This window comes from Paucibacter hankyongi, from assembly GCF_037482915.1.
Lineage (GTDB): Bacteria > Pseudomonadota > Gammaproteobacteria > Burkholderiales > Burkholderiaceae_C > Paucibacter_A > Paucibacter_A hankyongi.
The window spans coordinates 1-16,094 of the sequence record NZ_JBBHJX010000010.1; the positions used below are offsets into that span (position 1 = coordinate 1).

13 protein-coding genes and 1 pseudogene are annotated in these 16,094 nt (G+C 64.6%); 8 read left to right on the top strand and 6 right to left on the bottom strand.

All coding sequences use genetic code 11. The features are described from left to right. Both WG899_RS15050 and WG899_RS15055 read right to left on the bottom strand, forming a co-directional pair. Positions 1-211: pseudogene (locus WG899_RS15050) on the bottom strand (helix-turn-helix domain-containing protein); the annotation flags it as partial. Positions 212-364: 153 nt separating this feature from the next. Next, complete coding sequence (locus tag WG899_RS15055; protein ID WP_339596470.1) at positions 365-3,064, bottom strand: ATP-binding protein; 2,700 nt, start codon at positions 3,062-3,064, stop codon at positions 365-367. 130 nt (positions 3,065-3,194) lie between these two features. Between WG899_RS15055 and nudB the strand changes: the two genes are divergently transcribed. Genes nudB through clsB form a run of 3 tightly spaced genes read left to right on the top strand, consistent with a single transcriptional unit; the run spans position 3,195 to position 5,811 of the window. Beyond that, positions 3,195-3,680, top strand: a complete 486-nt coding sequence (gene nudB / locus WG899_RS15060) for a dihydroneopterin triphosphate diphosphatase (protein ID WP_339596471.1) — start codon at positions 3,195-3,197, stop codon at positions 3,678-3,680. 2 nt (positions 3,681-3,682) lie between these two features. Then, on the top strand, positions 3,683-4,495 hold the full coding sequence (locus WG899_RS15065; RefSeq protein ID WP_339596472.1) for an endonuclease/exonuclease/phosphatase family protein: 813 nt from the start codon (positions 3,683-3,685) through the stop codon (positions 4,493-4,495). Positions 4,496-4,506: 11 nt separating this feature from the next. Further along, the gene (clsB, locus tag WG899_RS15070; protein ID WP_339596473.1) at positions 4,507-5,811 is read left to right on the top strand and encodes a cardiolipin synthase ClsB; all 1,305 of its coding nucleotides are present in this window, start codon (positions 4,507-4,509) and stop codon (positions 5,809-5,811) included. 16 nt (positions 5,812-5,827) lie between these two features. Here clsB and WG899_RS15075 read toward each other — a convergent pair whose 3' ends face one another. From WG899_RS15075 to hutU, 4 genes are all read right to left on the bottom strand, one after another. Beyond that, on the bottom strand, positions 5,828-6,934 hold the full coding sequence (locus tag WG899_RS15075; protein WP_339596474.1) for an ABC transporter substrate-binding protein: 1,107 nt from the start codon (positions 6,932-6,934) through the stop codon (positions 5,828-5,830). Positions 6,935-7,023: 89 nt separating this feature from the next. Further along, a complete protein-coding gene (gene hutH, locus WG899_RS15080; RefSeq protein WP_339596475.1) occupies positions 7,024-8,586 on the bottom strand; it encodes a histidine ammonia-lyase in 1,563 nt (520 codons plus the stop codon). Then, on the bottom strand, positions 8,583-9,338 hold the full coding sequence (locus WG899_RS15085) for a substrate-binding periplasmic protein (RefSeq protein ID WP_339596476.1): 756 nt from the start codon (positions 9,336-9,338) through the stop codon (positions 8,583-8,585). The genes hutH and WG899_RS15085 overlap by 4 nt, the downstream gene beginning before the upstream one ends. Before the next feature lie 36 nt (positions 9,339-9,374). Then, positions 9,375-11,072, bottom strand: coding sequence for a urocanate hydratase (hutU, locus tag WG899_RS15090; protein WP_339596477.1), 1,698 nt, complete (start codon positions 11,070-11,072; stop codon positions 9,375-9,377). A gap of 121 nt (positions 11,073-11,193) precedes the next feature. On the opposite strand from hutU, the gene hutC reads away from it, so the two are divergent. From hutC to hutF, 5 genes are all read left to right on the top strand, one after another. Next, complete coding sequence (gene hutC, locus WG899_RS15095) at positions 11,194-11,916, top strand: histidine utilization transcriptional repressor HutC (RefSeq protein WP_339596478.1); 723 nt, start codon at positions 11,194-11,196, stop codon at positions 11,914-11,916. Positions 11,917-11,989: 73 nt separating this feature from the next. After that, on the top strand, positions 11,990-12,553 hold the full coding sequence (locus WG899_RS15100; RefSeq protein ID WP_339596479.1) for a HutD/Ves family protein: 564 nt from the start codon (positions 11,990-11,992) through the stop codon (positions 12,551-12,553). A gap of 4 nt (positions 12,554-12,557) precedes the next feature. After that, entirely contained in the window at positions 12,558-13,769 is a 1,212-nt protein-coding gene (gene hutI / locus WG899_RS15105) for an imidazolonepropionase (protein WP_444718858.1), read from the top strand. A gap of 40 nt (positions 13,770-13,809) precedes the next feature. Continuing rightward, positions 13,810-14,616: an N-formylglutamate deformylase gene (hutG, locus tag WG899_RS15110; RefSeq protein ID WP_339596480.1), complete on the top strand. Its 807-nt coding sequence runs from the start codon at positions 13,810-13,812 to the stop codon at positions 14,614-14,616. Next, the gene (gene hutF / locus WG899_RS15115) at positions 14,613-15,992 is read left to right on the top strand and encodes a formimidoylglutamate deiminase (protein ID WP_339596481.1); all 1,380 of its coding nucleotides are present in this window, start codon (positions 14,613-14,615) and stop codon (positions 15,990-15,992) included. The genes hutG and hutF overlap by 4 nt, the downstream gene beginning before the upstream one ends. The last annotated feature ends 102 nt before the right edge of the window (positions 15,993-16,094 follow it).

Below are 16,094 nucleotides of genomic sequence, written 5' to 3' on the forward strand. Positions count from 1 at the left end.
GGTCTATCGGCATCGCCGCCAATGATGCCGCACGACCCCAACCCTGGCGACCGTGTTTGCGCATCCACGTCAACACCGTCGTGCGGCCCTGGATACCGTACTTCGCTTGCGCCTGTTTGTAGGTCAGCTCGCCCTTTTCGACCTGCTCGACGACCGACAGCTTAAAAGCCATCGTGTAGTCGCGCTGCGTTCGTTTAATGTCTATATCCATCACACACGCCCTTTCTTGAAGGCAAATGTGTCAACGCAGATCAGGACGGGTCAGGCTCAAGATGAAGGGCAGCCTAGGCTGCCCTTTTTTGCGTCTAACGTCTCTGCATTCAGGCTTGCTCAATTCGCCCATACGTCGAGTGCCTGGCCCAACTTAGGCGCTCGTGTTGTCAGGCAGCGTCTCCATCAACGGTGCTTGCAGCGGCAGCTCGATCGAAACCCGCGTGCCCTGTCCGGGCGAGCTGATGATGCTGATCTGGCCTCCCAACAAACCGGTGACCAGGTTGTAGACGATGTGCAGGCCCAGGCCAGAACCGCCTTGACCCAGCTTGGTAGTGAAGAAGGGGTCAAAGGCTCGCGTCAGGTGTTCGCTCGGCATGCCTTGCCCGTCGTCGCTCAACTCAATCAGCACGCGCTCGTGATTCAGAGCTTGCGCTTTGATCTCGATCAGCCCAGGCTTGCCGGGCTCGAAGGCATGCAGCATCGCGTTGTTGACGATGTTCATGAACACCTGGATCAATGGGCCGGGGTAGCTGTTCATCCGCTGCCCCTCCGGAACGTCCTCACGCAAGCTCACGCCGCTGCGGCGCAGGCTGGGCCCTAGGCTCAGCGCCGTCTCATGCAAAACCTCTTTCAGATCAAACTCGCGCAGCTGATAACTGGATTGATCGACGGCCACCTGCTTGAAGCTGCTGATCAGCTCGGCGGCCCTGCCGAGGCTGGCCTCCAGCACGCGGCTGGCCTCATGCAGAGCCGCCAGAAAATCCTGCAGGGATGAGCGCCGCAGGCCCTGGACCATGGCGGCCTCGAAGTCTTTTTGGCGCGCCGCCAGAGTGGTGGCCATCAGCATGGCATTGCCGATGGGGGTGTTCAATTCGTGCGCAATGCCGGCCACCAAACTGCCCAAGGAGGCCAGTTTTTCGGACCGAACCAACTCGGTTTGGGCGTGCTGCAGTATTTGCAGCGCCTCGTCCAACTCCTGGTTGCGGCGTTCCAGCTGCGCGGTGCGCTCGGTCACGCGCGCCTCCAGTTGGCTGTTCATCTCGTTCAGCTGCGCGGCGACACGCTTGCGGTCGGTCACGTCGAGATAACTGGTCAGCACCACGCGTTCACCGTGGATGTTGAGGTAGCGGCCCGACACCTCACACAGGCGCACACTGCCGTCGGCGCGGCGCAGCAAGGCCTCGCGGCTGATGGCCATGTCGTGTGCAATCAATTCGCCGACAAAGAGGCGCCGGGCTTCGTTGTCGACCCAAAAGTCAAAGGCCTTGCCGGGTTTGCCGTCGCAGCTGCCCGGCTCGTAGCCAAAAGCCTGATACCAGGCTTGGTTCCAGTAGGTGGGTGAGTCGCCGCCGGTGTGCATGGGGGTGCGCGCCATGGGCAGCGGCGCCGACTCAAACAAGGCCATCAGGCTTTGCTCACTCTGGCGCAACTGGATTTCCACCTGCTTCAAGGCCGTGATGTCGGTGGCCACGGCCAAGACCAGTTGCTCCTTGTCGAGCGTGAGCAAGCGGCTGGTGTAGATCATCCAGACCGGCTGGCCGCTGGCGTCATGGGCTTGCACCTGCACCGGCGGCAGCTTGCCGGTTTCCAGCAACTCGCGCCCCATGGCCCGCATTTCCGCCAAACTGGGCACCAAGCCGAAGTCCAGCGGCGTGCGGCCGACGGCCTCGTGGCGAGGTACGCCCAGCACCGCCGAAAAGGCCGGATTGACATCGACATAGGCCCCGTCACTGAGCCGGGCCAGGGTGATTGGATAGGGGAAGGCCTCCACGGTCAGGCGGAAGCGCTGGTCGGTGGCGGCCAAGGTCTCGGCCATTTGGTTGAAAGACTGGGCCAGCGCGCTGATTTCATCATTGCCCAGCACCGCCGCGCGGGCTTGGTGATCGCCGCTTTGCAAACGGGCATGCGCTTGGCCCAGTTCCTCGAGTGGGCGCAGCACGATGCGCCGCAACAGCGCCGCACCGAGCAGGGCCAACAGGGCGCAGGCAGCGAGGGCCAGCATGCCGCGTTCGCGCAGCCGCTCGGCACGGGCGAACAGGCTGAGTTCGGGCACGGCATAGACGATGCGCCAGTCCAGTTCCGTGGCCGCTCCCGCCTCGGCGTACCAAGCTTGGTGGGTGGTTTGAATATGAAGCAGCCCGCTTTGGCCGGTGGTCTTGGGTGCTTGGCGCAAGGCCGACAGGATCGCCAAGGTTTGCGGCTGGCTGGCGGCGGACGGGGCACTCAGGGCCTCACTGTCTTCGCCCAGTCCACCGGCGATCAGGCGGCCTTGGCCGTCCAGCACCATCAACTTGGCTTCTTCCTGGGTGGCATTGCCGACGGCAAATGACAGCAGCTGCTCCAGTTTCAAATTGCCAATCAGGACACCGACCTGACGGCCGCGCAGATCAAACACCGGGCTGGCCAGACTCAAGACCAATTCGCCCGAGTCTTCGTTGACGAAGGGGGCAGAAGAACCTTCGCGCCCATGCGCCACTTCGTCCCATAAGGCCTCGGTCTGGGCCGGCATGGCCGGGCGACCGACCGCCAGCAGCCGCTGTTCGGTATCGAGGTAGTAGAAGGCCTCGAAGCGCTTGGACATGCCGTTCCAGCGTTGCAAGGCCGCCCGCCTTTGTTCGCTGCTGCCGGTGACCAAGGGTTCGCTGCTGGCCAAGACGCGCAAGGTGTCGCGTGCATCATCCAAGCCTTGTCGCAGGTGCTCGGCATTTTGGGCCAGCACCGCCTGGGCCCTGCCGTTTTGCTCGAGCAGCAAGGAGTCTCGCATCAGGTGGCCGCCAAGGACTAGCGTGACGCTGGCCAAGGCCAGCATCGGCAAGATCACACTGACAGCGATGCGGGGCAGCAATTTCATGAGGCAATGGCGAGCGGTGTCTTTGGCGGCACTGAGCGAGCTTCCTGGGTAATTCTTTCTTGTTGTTCTTGACTATAGATGCCCCGCCGGCGTCATCACCAGAGAGCCGAGTCTCCGCTATGCTTTGTTCATGAGTGACCAAGTTCTTGCCGCCCCGATGAGCCGCCCCTACAAAATCCCCGAGTCCGTGTTGGTGGTGATCCATACGCCGGAGTTGCAGGTTTTGATGCTGGAGCGCGCCGATCAGCCGGGCTTTTGGCAGAGCGTGACCGGCTCCAAGGATGTCGAGGGTGAGGACCTGCGTGAAACCGCCCGCCGCGAGGTGCTGGAGGAAACCGGCATCGTGGCGCAAGAGGGCTGTCTGCGCGATTGGGGTTTGGCCAATCGCTACGAAATCTACCCCGTCTGGCGGCATCGCTATGCCCCGGGGGTAACGCACAACACCGAGCATGTGTTTGGCCTGCAGGTGCCGGCCGGCAGCGCCGTGCGGTTGGCGCCGCGCGAGCATCTGCAATACCGCTGGCTGCCCTGGCGTGAGGCCGCAGACCTGTGTTTTTCGCCCTCTAATGCCGAGGCCGTCTTGCATCTGCCGACGCAGTTGATGGGAGGCGCATGACGATGAATGCGGGGAATGCCTTCAGCCATTCGGTGCTGCCCACGAACAGCCAATTCAGCCGTCCGCATCTGCGTGTGGCGACCTACAACATCCACAAGGGCGTGCGCGGCATGGGGCCGCAAAAGCGCCTGGAAATTCACAACCTCGGCATGGGGGTGCAGGCCTTGAAGGCCGATCTGGTGTTCCTGCAGGAGGTTCGCCACTTTCATCACCGTGAGGCGCAGGAGTTTCAGCGCACTTGGTTCGGCTGGCCCGATCAAGGCCAGGCCGAATTCCTGGCGCCCGAGGGCTACGAGGTGGCCTATCGCACCAACGCTGTCACCAAGCATGGCGAGCATGGCAACGCCTTGTTGTCGCGCTTTCCGCTTGGCGATGTGGGCCATCATGATGTGTCAGACCATCGCTTCGAACAACGCGGGCTCTTGCATGTGCCTGTGCGCTGGCAGGGCCTAGAGGTGCACACCGTGGTGGCGCATCTGGGCCTGATGCACAGCGGTCGGGTGCGCCAGGTGCAGCGCTTGGCCGAGTTCATCGCCAAGCATGTGCCGGCCGATGCCCTGTTGCTGGTGGCCGGTGATTTCAATGACTGGGGCGAGCGGCTGGATGCGCCGATGCGGGACTGCGGCCTGTTGCGTGCGACGGCGCCGAAGGGCCCTAGCCGACATGCCACTTTTCCTTCCAGATTGCCGTTTTTCTCGCTCGACCGCATCTATATGCGCGGCCTGCGCTGCGTGTCCATGCAGGTGCCCAAGGGGCCTGCCTGGGCGCGCATGTCCGACCATTTGCCGCTGCTGGCCGAGCTGGAGCTGGCCTAGGCCTCGCGCAATTGAACTCGCAGACCGAAACCGACTCCTTATTGTCCTGGCACGCCGTGCCGCTGGCCGAGTTCGTCGGTTCGAACGAGTTGCTTTTGCTGCGCGGAGGTGATGAGTTATTTCCCGCCCAAGCGCGGGCCATTGCTGCCGCGACTCACGAGGTTTGGCTGGCCACCTATATCTTTCATTTCGACGCGGCCGGCGCGGCGCTGGCGGCGCAATTGGTGGCCGCCGCTCAGCGCGGCGTACGTGTTCGAGTGGTGGTGGACGGCTTTGGCTCCCGCGCCAGCCTGCCTTGGTTGCAGAAGCAGTTCGAGGGCACAGGGGTGGCGATGGCGGTGTTCCGGCCGATCGACCGCTGGTACAGCTGGCTGCAGCCGGGGCAATTGCGGCGCCTGCATCAGAAGCTCTGTGTCGTCGACGGCGACCACGCCTTTGTCGGCGGCATCAACATCATTGGCGACCGGGTCGACTTGAACCACGGCGACACCGAACAAGCGCGGCTTGACTTTGCCGTCGGCCTGCGCGGGCCTTTGGTGCAGTCGGTGGCGCAGGCGGCGCGGGCCGTCTGGACGCGCGCGTGGCTGGGGCGCGACTTTGGCGAAGAATTGCTGGCCTTGGTGCGCAGCAGCGAGCCCGGCGCACGCTTGCGTCGCCTGGTGCAGGGCCTGCGTCTGCCGCGACTCAGCCGTCGCTCTCGCAGGCGCCAGGACGCCGAGAGTGCGCCGGCCTTGGAACCGGTTTGCGCCGCCTTTGTGTTGCGCGACAACCTGCGCCGGCGCCGCACCATCGAGCGTGCCTACATCGAAGCGATCCGTTCGGCGCAGCAGCGCGTTGATCTGATCACGCCGTATTTCTACCCCGGACATGCCTTCCGCAAGGCCTTGCGTGACGCCTCCCGGCGCGGCGTGCAGGTGCGGCTGTTGCTGCAGGGTAAGGTGGACTACCGCATCGCCGGCATGGCCGCGCAGGCGCTCTATGCCGAGTTACTGGGCCACGGGGTGGAGATCTTTGAATACACGCCGGCCTATCTGCACGCCAAGGTTTGCGTGGTCGATGAAAGCTGGGCCACGGTCGGTAGCTCCAATATCGACCCGCTCTCGCTGCTGCTCAATCTGGAAGCGAATGTGATCGTGCAAGACGCCGAATTCGCGCGCCATGTGGCGGCCGAATTCGATGCCGCGGCACAGGTCTCTCGGCGGGTGGACATGGCCTCGCTGGGCGGCGTTGGCCTGCGCGGCGTGTTGCGCCGCGCATTGGTGGCCTGGGCTGCCTATGTCTATCTGCGTGTGGCCGGGGCCACCGGGCGTTACTGACGATTGATAGGCGACGCTACTTCAGCCAGGCATCGATGCCGAAGCTATAGCGTTTCAGCTGTGGATTCAAGTGCTTGCTGTAGGGGCGGAAGTCGAGCTTGCTCAGGTCTGGGCTCTGGCCTTGGCCGAAGCGCGACAGAAACTGGGCCGCCTGTGCCGGGCTGAACAACATGAACATCGGCCGCACTTGTTCCAGCCCTTCATCGCTGAAGTCGCGTCCGTGGGCATGGTCGTAAATCATCACCAAGGCCCAGGCCCCGGTCATGAAATGGCCGCCGGCCAGCGCGCTGAAACGGCCGTCCATGCGCGCCTGGAGCGCCTCCGTCGAAGTGTTGATCGACGACAGCAGCAAGTCCCGACCCGGCTTACGGCCTTGGGCCTCCATGGCGTCGATGGCGCCGAAAGCCATTTGGTCGCTGGCGGTCCACAGCAGTTGGGCATTGGGATGGCGCTGCGACAGCGCGTGCATCTTGTCCCTGGCCTGGTCGCGGCGCCAGTCGGCAAAGGCGGCTTGCTTCAACTCGACCTGCGGGAATTCGGCCACCGCTTGGCGCAGACCCTCGTTGCGTTGGATTGAGCCCGGTGTCGATCGGTCACCAGCAATCGCCAGCATTTGCAGGCGGCCGCCGCTCGGCAGGCGCTTTTCGGCCAGCGCCTGCTGGATCAGCGCACGCGCCGTCAGGTAACCGGCGTCGCGGCCGCGCGGCTCTAGGCTACCTATCAGCAAGGGCAGTCCCTTGCGCGGCGCCCATTGCGCGCGCTCCTGTGGCAGCAGGGCGCTATAGGCCGCAAAGGTCTTGATACCGGCCGCTCCCAGCGTCTGAGCGCTCTCAACCAAGGTGCCTTTCTCGTTCACCAAGATCACATAGTCAGGCCGTTGCCCGCTAGGCCGCTGGGCAATTTGCTGCGCGATGAGGAGAGCCCGTGCCGGCTCGCGTTCGGCGTACAAAACTTCCAGCTTGACGCCCAGGCTATCGGCGGCGGCTTGCGTGGCTTGGCTGGCGGAGACCCAAAACGCTTCATTCGAGCGCCCCGGGTTGATCAGCGCCACGTTCAAGGCGTTTGCCCACGGTGCCATGCAGGGCAGCAGCAAGAGCAGCAGGGCGGCGCGAAGCATGCGCATAGGGGAGACTCCTGAACGGCGTCGGCGGGCTGTCATTGTCAGCCCAATGTGCTGATGCCGCGCCCTTGCCACGGCATCCCCCCAAACTCTCAGGCAAGTACCACCAAGCCGCCCACGTCTTGCGTCAACTGGGTCAGCTTGCCGCTGCTGACCAAATCAAACGCATGCTCGATATCGGGCGCCAGATAGTGGTCGGTCGGCATCGCCGGGCACTGTTCGCGCACCAGGGCGTAGACCTGCTCCAGTGCAGCCGAGCTTTGCAGCGGACGCAGGAACTCGAAGCCCTGGGCGGCCGCCAGCAGCTCGATGCCGATGATGTGGGCGGTGTTGTCCAGCATATTGCCCAGTCGGCGCGCGCCGAAGGTGGCCATGGACACATGGTCCTCCTGGTTGGCGCTGGTGGGCAGGCTGTCGACGCTGGCCGGGTGGGCCAGGCTCTTGTTCTCGCTGGCCAGGGCCGCTGCGGTCACATGCGCAATCATGAAGCCCGAGTTTAGGCCGGCGTTGGCGGTCAAGAAGGCCGGCAGGCGCGACACACCGGCGTCGATCAACATGGCGATACGGCGCTCAGCAATCGCGCCCACTTCGGCAATCGCGCAGGCCAGCGCGTCGGCAGCCAGGGCCACCGGTTCGGCATGGAAGTTACCGCCGCTGACCATGGTGCTGGAGCCATCTTCATTGGCAAACACCAGCGGGTTGTCGGTGACGGCATTGGCTTCGCGCAAGAGCACGTCGCGCACATAACGCGCTTGGTCCAGGCATGCGCCCATCACCTGCGGTTGGCAGCGCAGGCAGTAGGGGTCTTGCACGCGCTCGTCGCCTTCTTGGTGGGAGGCACGGATGGCGCTGCCGGCCAGGATCTGGCGATAGGCGGCGGCAGCCTCGATCTGGCCGGGCTGGCCGCGCACCTCGTGGATGCGGGCATCGAAGGGGCCGTCGCTGCCGCGCGCCGCGTCTAGGCTGAGGGCGCCGCTGACGATGGCGGCGGCATAGACCACTTCAAAGCGCAACAGGCCTTCCAGTGCCAGGGCGGTGCTGGTCTGGGTGCCGTTGATCAAGGCCAGGCCTTCCTTGGCCTGCAGCACCAGCGGCGCAATGCCGTGCTTTTGCAACTCGGGCAGGGCGGGCACGCGCTGGCCGTCGACCAACATCTCGCCTTCGCCCAGCAGGGCCAGGGTCATGTGCGAAAGCGGGGCCAGGTCGCCCGAGGCGCCCACCGAGCCTTGCGCCGGCACATAGGGGATCAGGCCGGCGTTGAAGACCGCCAGCAGGCTGTTCACCACTTCTTCGCGCACGCCGGAGTGGCCGCGCGCCAGCGAAGCCGCCTTGGTGGCCAGCATCAGACGCACCACCGAGGGTTGCAGGGGCGCGCCGACGCCGACGCAGTGCGAGCGGATCAGGTTGAACTGCAGCGTGGCCAGGTCGGCCTTGCTGATGCGGGTGGAGGCCAGTTTGCCAAAGCCGGTGTTGACGCCGTAGACGGGGGCGTCGCCGGCAGCCGCGGCCTGCACCACGGCGGCGCTGCGGCGGATGATGTCGGTGCTGCTGGCGTGCAGGCTCAGCTGAACATTGCCGTTACGGATTTGGCGCAGTTGGTCGAGTGTGATTTGTCCTGGGGTCAGGGTCAGGGATTGTGCGGTCGATGGGGTCATTTGCTTGCGCCTGTAAAGGTTTCTAGGTCGATGTTCTGTAAGCCTGCTTCGGCCTTGGCGATGAGCTTGTCCATCTCGCCGCTGGCCTTCATCTGGGTGATGACGGCGCCGATGCGACTGGCCAAGGCCTGGTGTTTGGGGTGCAGGTAGTGGAAGAGTTCGTAACGGGCCAAGTCGGCGGAGACCTGGATGTCCGTCAAGCCCTGGCGCTTGATGACGTAGCGGCCATTGATGCCGGTGTCCAGCGCCGCGTCGAAACGGCGAGAGCTCAGCATTTTGAAGAGTAGGTCCGCGCGCTGAGTCAAGGTGGTGGCCGGGTGGCCGTCGGTCAAGTCGGAAGAGTGGGCGACGCCGCGGATGGCGCCCAAGCTGTAGTGGACCAAATCTTCGCGGCGGTGAATCTCCGCCGCACGGCTGCGCAGGCTGAAGGCGTTGCTGGTGAGTACATAAATGGCTGGCTCAACCCGATCGAGTGTTGGGTTGCTTTCACCATAGGCGCGAATGCGAGCCACCTCACCATCCTTCAGCCCTGATAGCGTTGCCTTGGTCGCCCGCGCCGGCGGCAGCGGCTCAATGATCATGGCCAGCCCGGCGCGACGATAGACTTCTTGCAGCAGTTGTGCTGCCACCCATTGTTCCGCCAGGCGCTCGTTCGCCGCCAACTGCAGCGGCGCGCTCTGGCCGAACGCACTGCCCATGCACAAAGCGAGCAAGCCGCAGCAGAGCAGCGATCTCGAGACCTGGGTGAACATGGCAACTCCTCAGTCGTGCCAGTGGACTCTATGTGCTCAGCCTTGTCGCTGCAACATCGGCATGTTCAAGCCGCGTTCGCGGGCCGTGGTCTTGGCGATCTCGTAGCCGGCATCGGCATGGCGCATCACGCCGGTGCCGGGGTCGTTGTAGAGCACGCGTGAGAGGCGCTGGGCAGCGGCGTCGGTGCCATCGGCCACGATGACCACGCCGCTGTGCTGGCTGAAGCCCATGCCCACGCCGCCGCCGTGGTGCAAGCTCACCCAGGTGGCGCCGCCGGCGGTGTTCAGCAAGGCGTTCAGCAGCGGCCAGTCGGACACTGCGTCCGAGCCGTCTTGCATGCTCTCGGTTTCGCGATTCGGGCTGGCGACGGAGCCGCTGTCCAGGTGGTCGCGGCCGATGACGATGGGGGCCTTCAGCTCACCGTTCTTCACCATCTCATTGAAGGCCAGGCCGGCGATGTGGCGCTCGCCCAGGCCCAGCCAGCAGATGCGTGCAGGCAGGCCTTGGAAGGCGATGCGTTCCTTGGCCATGTCCAGCCAGCGGTGCACATGGGCGTGGTGCGGGAACAGCTCTTTGATCTTGGCGTCGGTCTTGTAGATGTCTTCCGGGTCGCCGCTCAGCGCCACCCAGCGGAAGGGGCCGCGGCCTTCGCAGAACTGCGGGCGCACATAGGCGGGCACGAAGCCGGGGAAGTCAAAAGCGTTCTTCACGCCTTGCTCCAACGCGACCTGGCGGATGTTGTTGCCATAGTCCACGGTCGGGATGCCCATGGCTTGGAACAGCAGCATGGCCTTCACATGCTCGGCACAGCTGGCGGCGGCGGCGGCCTTCAGCTCGGCATGCTGGGTCGGGTCGGCGGCGGCCGCCTTCCATTGCTCCACGCTCCAGCCGGCCGGCAGATAGCCGTTGATCAGGTCATGGGCGCTGGTTTGGTCGGTCACCAGATCGGGCTTGACGCTGGGGTCGGTCTTGCAGCGTTCGGCCAGCGCGGGCAGGATGCGGGCCGCATTGCCCAGCAGCGCGATCGAGATGGCCTTGCCTTCAGCGGTGTACTTTTTGATGCGAGCCAGCGCGTCGTCCAAGTCGGTGGCTTGCTCATCGACATAGCGGGTCTTCAGGCGGAAGTCGATGCGCGATTGCTGGCATTCGATGTTCAGCGAGCAGGCGCCGGCAAAGGTGGCGGCCAAGGGCTGAGCGCCGCCCATGCCGCCGAGACCCGCCGTCAGCACCCACTTGCCTTGCAGCGAACCACCGTAGTGTTGGCGGCCGGCTTCGGCGAATGTCTCGTAGGTGCCCTGCACGATGCCTTGCGTGCCGATGTAGATCCAGCTGCCGGCGGTCATCTGGCCGTACATCATCAGGCCCTTGCGGTCCAACTCGTTGAAGTGCTCCCAGTTGGCCCAGTGCGGCACCAGGTTGGAGTTGGCGATCAACACGCGCGGCGCGTCGGCGTGGGTCTTGAACACGCCCACCGGCTTGCCCGACTGCACCAAGAGCGTCTCGTCGGCTTCGAGCTTCTTGAGCGATTCAAGAATGGCCTCGAAGCAGTCCCAGTTGCGCGCCGCCTTGCCGATGCCGCCGTAGACCACCAAGTCGTTCGGGTTCTCGGCGACCACCGGGTCCAGATTGTTTTGGATCATGCGGTAAGCGGCTTCGGTCAGCCAGCTCTTGCAGCTGAGTTGGGTGCCGGTGGGGGCGCGAACGACGCGAGCCTGGGCGGGAGTCTTGGACATGGGCTTCTCCAAAAACATGTGAAATGGATGTCGCAACCGGCGTTGAAAGGACCGGGGCGATGCTTTGAAAGTGCGCGAACTCTACTTGTCTATACAAGTACAGTCAAGTACGATCCGGCCCATGGTCAGAAAATCTCCCGCCGGCCCCGAGCCGCAGTACCAGAAGGTGCAAAACCATTTGCGCGAGCGCATCGCCAGCGGTCATTGGGTGGCCGGCGACCTTCTTCCCTCGGAGGCCGAACTGGTGCAGACCTTTGGCGTCAGCCGCATGACGGTGAACCGGGCGCTGCGCGAGTTGCATCAAGAGGGGCTGATCGAGCGGGTGCAGGGCGTGGGGACTTTTGTGGCGCAGCTGCACCGCATCTCCTCCACATTGACGGTGCGCGATGTGCACGACGAAATTGCCGAGCGAGGCCATCGGCATGAGGCTCAGGTGCATGAGTTGAAGCAGGTGTCGGCGAACGCCGAGCAGGCCCGGCTATTTGAAGTGGCTGAAGGCGCGCCGCTTTTCCACAGCCTGATCGTGCACCTGGAGAACGGCGTGGCCATCCAGTGCGAAGACAGACTGGTCAATCCGGCCAGCGCCCCGGACTATCTGAGCCTCGATTTCACCCACACCACGCCCACCCATTACCTGCTTGAGCTTGCGCCCTTGAGCGAAGCGCGTTACACCATCGAGTCCAAATTACCCAGCGCCCAGGAAGCCAAGCTCTTGGGCATTGACCGCCGCGACCCCTGCCTGGTGCTTTTGCGCACCACCTACAGCCGGGGCCGCACGGTGACCACGGTGCGATTGACCCACCCGGGCTCGCGCTATTTGTTGCAGGGGAGTTTTCAGGCATGAGCCCAATGCATGGCCGCCCAAAATTGGGCTCACACCCGCTTGGCGGGTCGGAACGAAGTGACGGGGTGCCCCAATGAGTTGGAGCTTGATCAGCGCGGACGATGTGGCCGCGCAGGCTTGGAAGAATGGCGGCGGCCAGACCCGCGAGTTGCTGGCTTGGCCGCATCTCAGCGATTGGATTGTTCGCATCAGCGTGGCGGACATTGAACGCGATGGCCCGTTCTCTGCCTTTGACGGTATCGAGCGCTGGTTCGCCGTGCTGCAAGGCGAGGGCGTGCGGCTTGGTGATCTGGACTTGCGCGCGGACGACGGTCTGCATCGGTTCGACGGCGCGCTGGCGCCGGCCTGCAGCCTGCTTGGCGGCCTGACCCGCGACTTCAATCTGATGCACCGGCGCAGCCGCGGCCAGATGCGGGTGACCCCCGCCACGCAAGACCTGACCCCAAGGACCGGCCAAGCCCAGTGGGTGGGTCTGTTCAGCGCCGAGGGCGGCCGCCTGATTCACGGCGGTCGGGCCATGGCGCTCAAACCGCTGAGCTTGGCTTGGTGTGAGAGCCCGGTTGCGCAGGTCTGCCATTTCGATGGCACTGGCGCGGCCTGGTGGATGGTCTGGAGCGAATCCTCTTCAGGAGCTTGAAGCGATGAGACGTACCAAACTCTGGCGTAACGCCAAACTGGTGACCCTGGCCGGCGATCAGCCCTGGGGCATGTTGGAGCAGGGCGCTTTTGCCTCGCAGGGCGAGCATCTGCAATGGGTCGGGCCTTTGGCGGACCTTCCCGAGGACTTGCGCGCCTCGGTCGTCAGCGAGGTGGACTTGGGCGGCGCGGTGGTGACGCCCGGTTTGATCGACTGCCACACCCATCTGGTCTATGGCGGCCAGCGCGCCCATGAGTTCGAGATGCGTTTGAACGGCGCCAGCTACGAGGAGATTGCGCGCGCCGGCGGCGGCATTCGCTCCACCGTGGCCGCCACCCGCAATGCCACCGAGCACCAGCTCTACGCGCAAGCGGCGCACCGGGTCTTGAAACTGCTGGCCGAGGGGGTGACGACGCTGGAAGTGAAGTCTGGCTACGGCCTGAGCCAAGCGGCCGAGACCAAGATGCTGCGCGTGGCACGGCGCCTTTCGGGTCTGGGCGTTGATGTGCGCACCACCTACCTGGGTGCACATGCCGTGCCGGCCGAGTTTGAAGGCCGGCAAGACGAGTATGTGCAGGCGGTGTGCGACTGGCTGCCGGCCTTGCGCCGCGACGGCCTGGTCGACGCAGTGGATGCTTTTTGCGAAGGCATCGGCTTCAGCCCGGCGCAGACCCGCAAGGTCTTTGAGGCGGCTCGCGCCTTGGGCCTGCCGGTCAAGCTTCATGCCGAGCAATTGAGCGACCAGGGCGGCGCGCAGTTGGCGGCCGAATTCCAGGCCCTGTCTTGCGACCATTTGGAATACCTGAGCGCTGCCGGCATCCAAGCCATGGCCGCCAGCGGTACGGTGGCGACCCTGCTACCCGGCGCCTACTACTTCCTGCGCGAAACCAAGCTGCCGCCGGTGCAGGCGCTGCGCGATGCCGGCGTGCCGATTGCGATTTCCACCGATCACAACCCGGGCACCTCGCCGACGCTGTCTTTGTTGCTGATGCTGAACATGGCCTGCACCCTGTTCCGCTTGACGCCGGAAGAAGCGCTGCGCGGCGTGACCGTCCATGCCGCCAAGGCCTTGGGTCTGGCCGACCGGGGCCAACTGCTGGCGGGCCAACGCGCCGACTTCTGCGTTTGGGACATCGAGCACCCGAACGAGCTGTCTTACTACTTTGGCCGCAATCCGCTGCGCCAGGTGGTGCGCGGCGGGGCCGAGAGAAAGTAAGTATGTTTGTCCGTCTGTCAGTAGCGATAAGCCAAGAACCATGAGCGACCATCCCGTCTTTCAACTCAGCCAGGGCCGCACGCCCTTGCTGATCAGCATGCCCCATGTGGGCACCGCCATTCCCGCCGATCAGGTTCCGCGTTATCAGCCGCGCGCCTTGGCCACCGAAGACACCGACTGGCATTTGGAGCGGCTCTACCGCCCAATCGCTGAGAGCTTGGGCGCCAGCCTGATCGTCCCGCATTACTCGCGCTTTTTGATCGACCTGAATCGCCCGCCCGAAGACACGCCGATGTATCCGGGCGCCAGCAATACCGAGCTGTGCCCCACGCGCTTCTTCAGCGGCGAGCCGCTCTACCTGCCGGGCCAGGAGCCCGACGAGGCCGAGAAACTGCGCCGTCGCCAGCTCTATTGGCTGCCCTATCACCGCGCCTTGAATGCGGAGCTGCAGCGACTGAAGAGCCTGTTTGGCTATGCGCTGCTGTTTGACGCGCACAGCATCCGCTCCGAGTTGCCCTGGTTGTTCGAGGGGCGCCTGCCCGATCTGAACCTGGGCACGGTGGAAGGGCGCTCCTGCGACCCCGCCATCACGCAAGCTTTGGGCGCGGTGCTGGCCGGGCAGAGCGACTACACGCAGGTGGTCAACGGCCGCTTCAAGGGCGGCTACATCACCCGCCATTACGGCCAACCCGAGCAGCAGCAACACGCGGTGCAGCTGGAAATGTGCTGGCGCTGCTATATGGAGGAGGCGCCACCTTACGTCTATGAAGAAGCCCATGCCGCCCAGGTGCGGCCCTTGCTGCAAACCTTGTTGACCGAGTATTTGAAGTGGAAGCCCCAGGCATGAGTGAGCGTTTTTTTTGGGCCGAACAAGCCTGGGTCGAGGGCCGTTGGCAGCGTGATGTGGCGCTCACCGTTGGGGCTAACGGTCATTGGCAGCAGATCCAAGCCGGCCGGCCATTTGCCGAGGGCATGCAGCGTTTGGCTGGCCCGGTGATCCCCAGCCTGGTCGACACCCACAGCCACGCTTTTCAACGCGCCTTTGCCGGCCTGGCCGAGCGGCGCGAGGCCGGGGACGATGATTTCTGGTCCTGGCGCGACCGCATGTACGGGCTGGCGCTGAAGCTCAGCCCCGAGCAGTTGCGCGATGTGGCGGCGCAGCTCTACCAGGAGTTGCTGGCCGGTGGCTACACCCAGGTCTGCGAGTTCCATTACCTGCAGCACGCCCCGGACGGCCAAGCCTATGCCGATGAACTGGCCATGAGCTGGGCCCTGGCCGAAGCGGCCGCCGAAGTGGGCATCGGCTTGACGATGTTGCCGGTGCTCTACGCCCGCTCAGGTTTTGGTCAGCCGGGCTTGCGTGAAGACCAGCGCCGCTTCAAGACCGACGCGGCCTGGGTCTGGGCTGCCAGCCAGCGCATCAATGCGGCCCAGCGGCCCTTGTTGAATGCCGGCGTGGCCCTGCATTCGCTGCGCGCGGCCAATAGCGACGATATTGAGGCCCTGCAGGCCTTGGTGGGCGAGGCCGACATTCCCATCCACATTCACATCAGCGAGCAGCAGCAAGAGGTGCGCGACTGCCTGGCTGCCACCGGCCAGCGGCCGATGCAATGGCTGTGCAATCAGTTCAAGCCCGACGCGCGCTGGCATCTGGTGCACGCCACCCACAGCACCCGAGACGAAATCGCCCAAGTGGCGGGCTCGGGCGCCAGCGTGGTGATCTGCCCCGGCACCGAGGGCAATTTGGGCGATGGCCTGATCGACCTGCCGGGTTGGCTGGCGGCCGGGGTGCCCATCAGCATCGGTTCGGACAGCCATGTCACCCGCAACTGGGTGGAAGAGCTGCGTTGGCTGGAGTACGGCCAGCGCCTGGGCCTGCAGCAGCGCAATGTGGCGGCCGCGCCGGGGCGCGAGCCCAGCACGGCGGCGCGTCTGTTTGAGGCGGCGCGGCAAGGCAGTGCGGCACCGGCTGGGTTCAAACAATGGGGCCTGGAGACGGGTGCGCGGGCGGACTTCTTGGTCCTGGACCCGCTGGCCAGCGGTGTGGCCGGCCTGCCGGCCGAGTCGGCGCTGGATGGCCTGGTTTTTGCGTCCCAGGGTCAGGTCTTGCGTGAAGTCTATGTGGCGGGCTGCCTGCGTTGGCAGCCGATGCAGCATTTGGCGCCAACAGCCCAGAGCGCCGTGACTGAGCGATTTATCCGCACCATGCAGGCGCTCGTCTAAGCCGGAGCAGAGCCGCGCCTCGGCTCCTGCTCCTGCTCCTGTTGCAATTTGGCAGATTTCTCCGCTGTTTATCTCTTTTGTGCGAACAGCGTATCGAATATA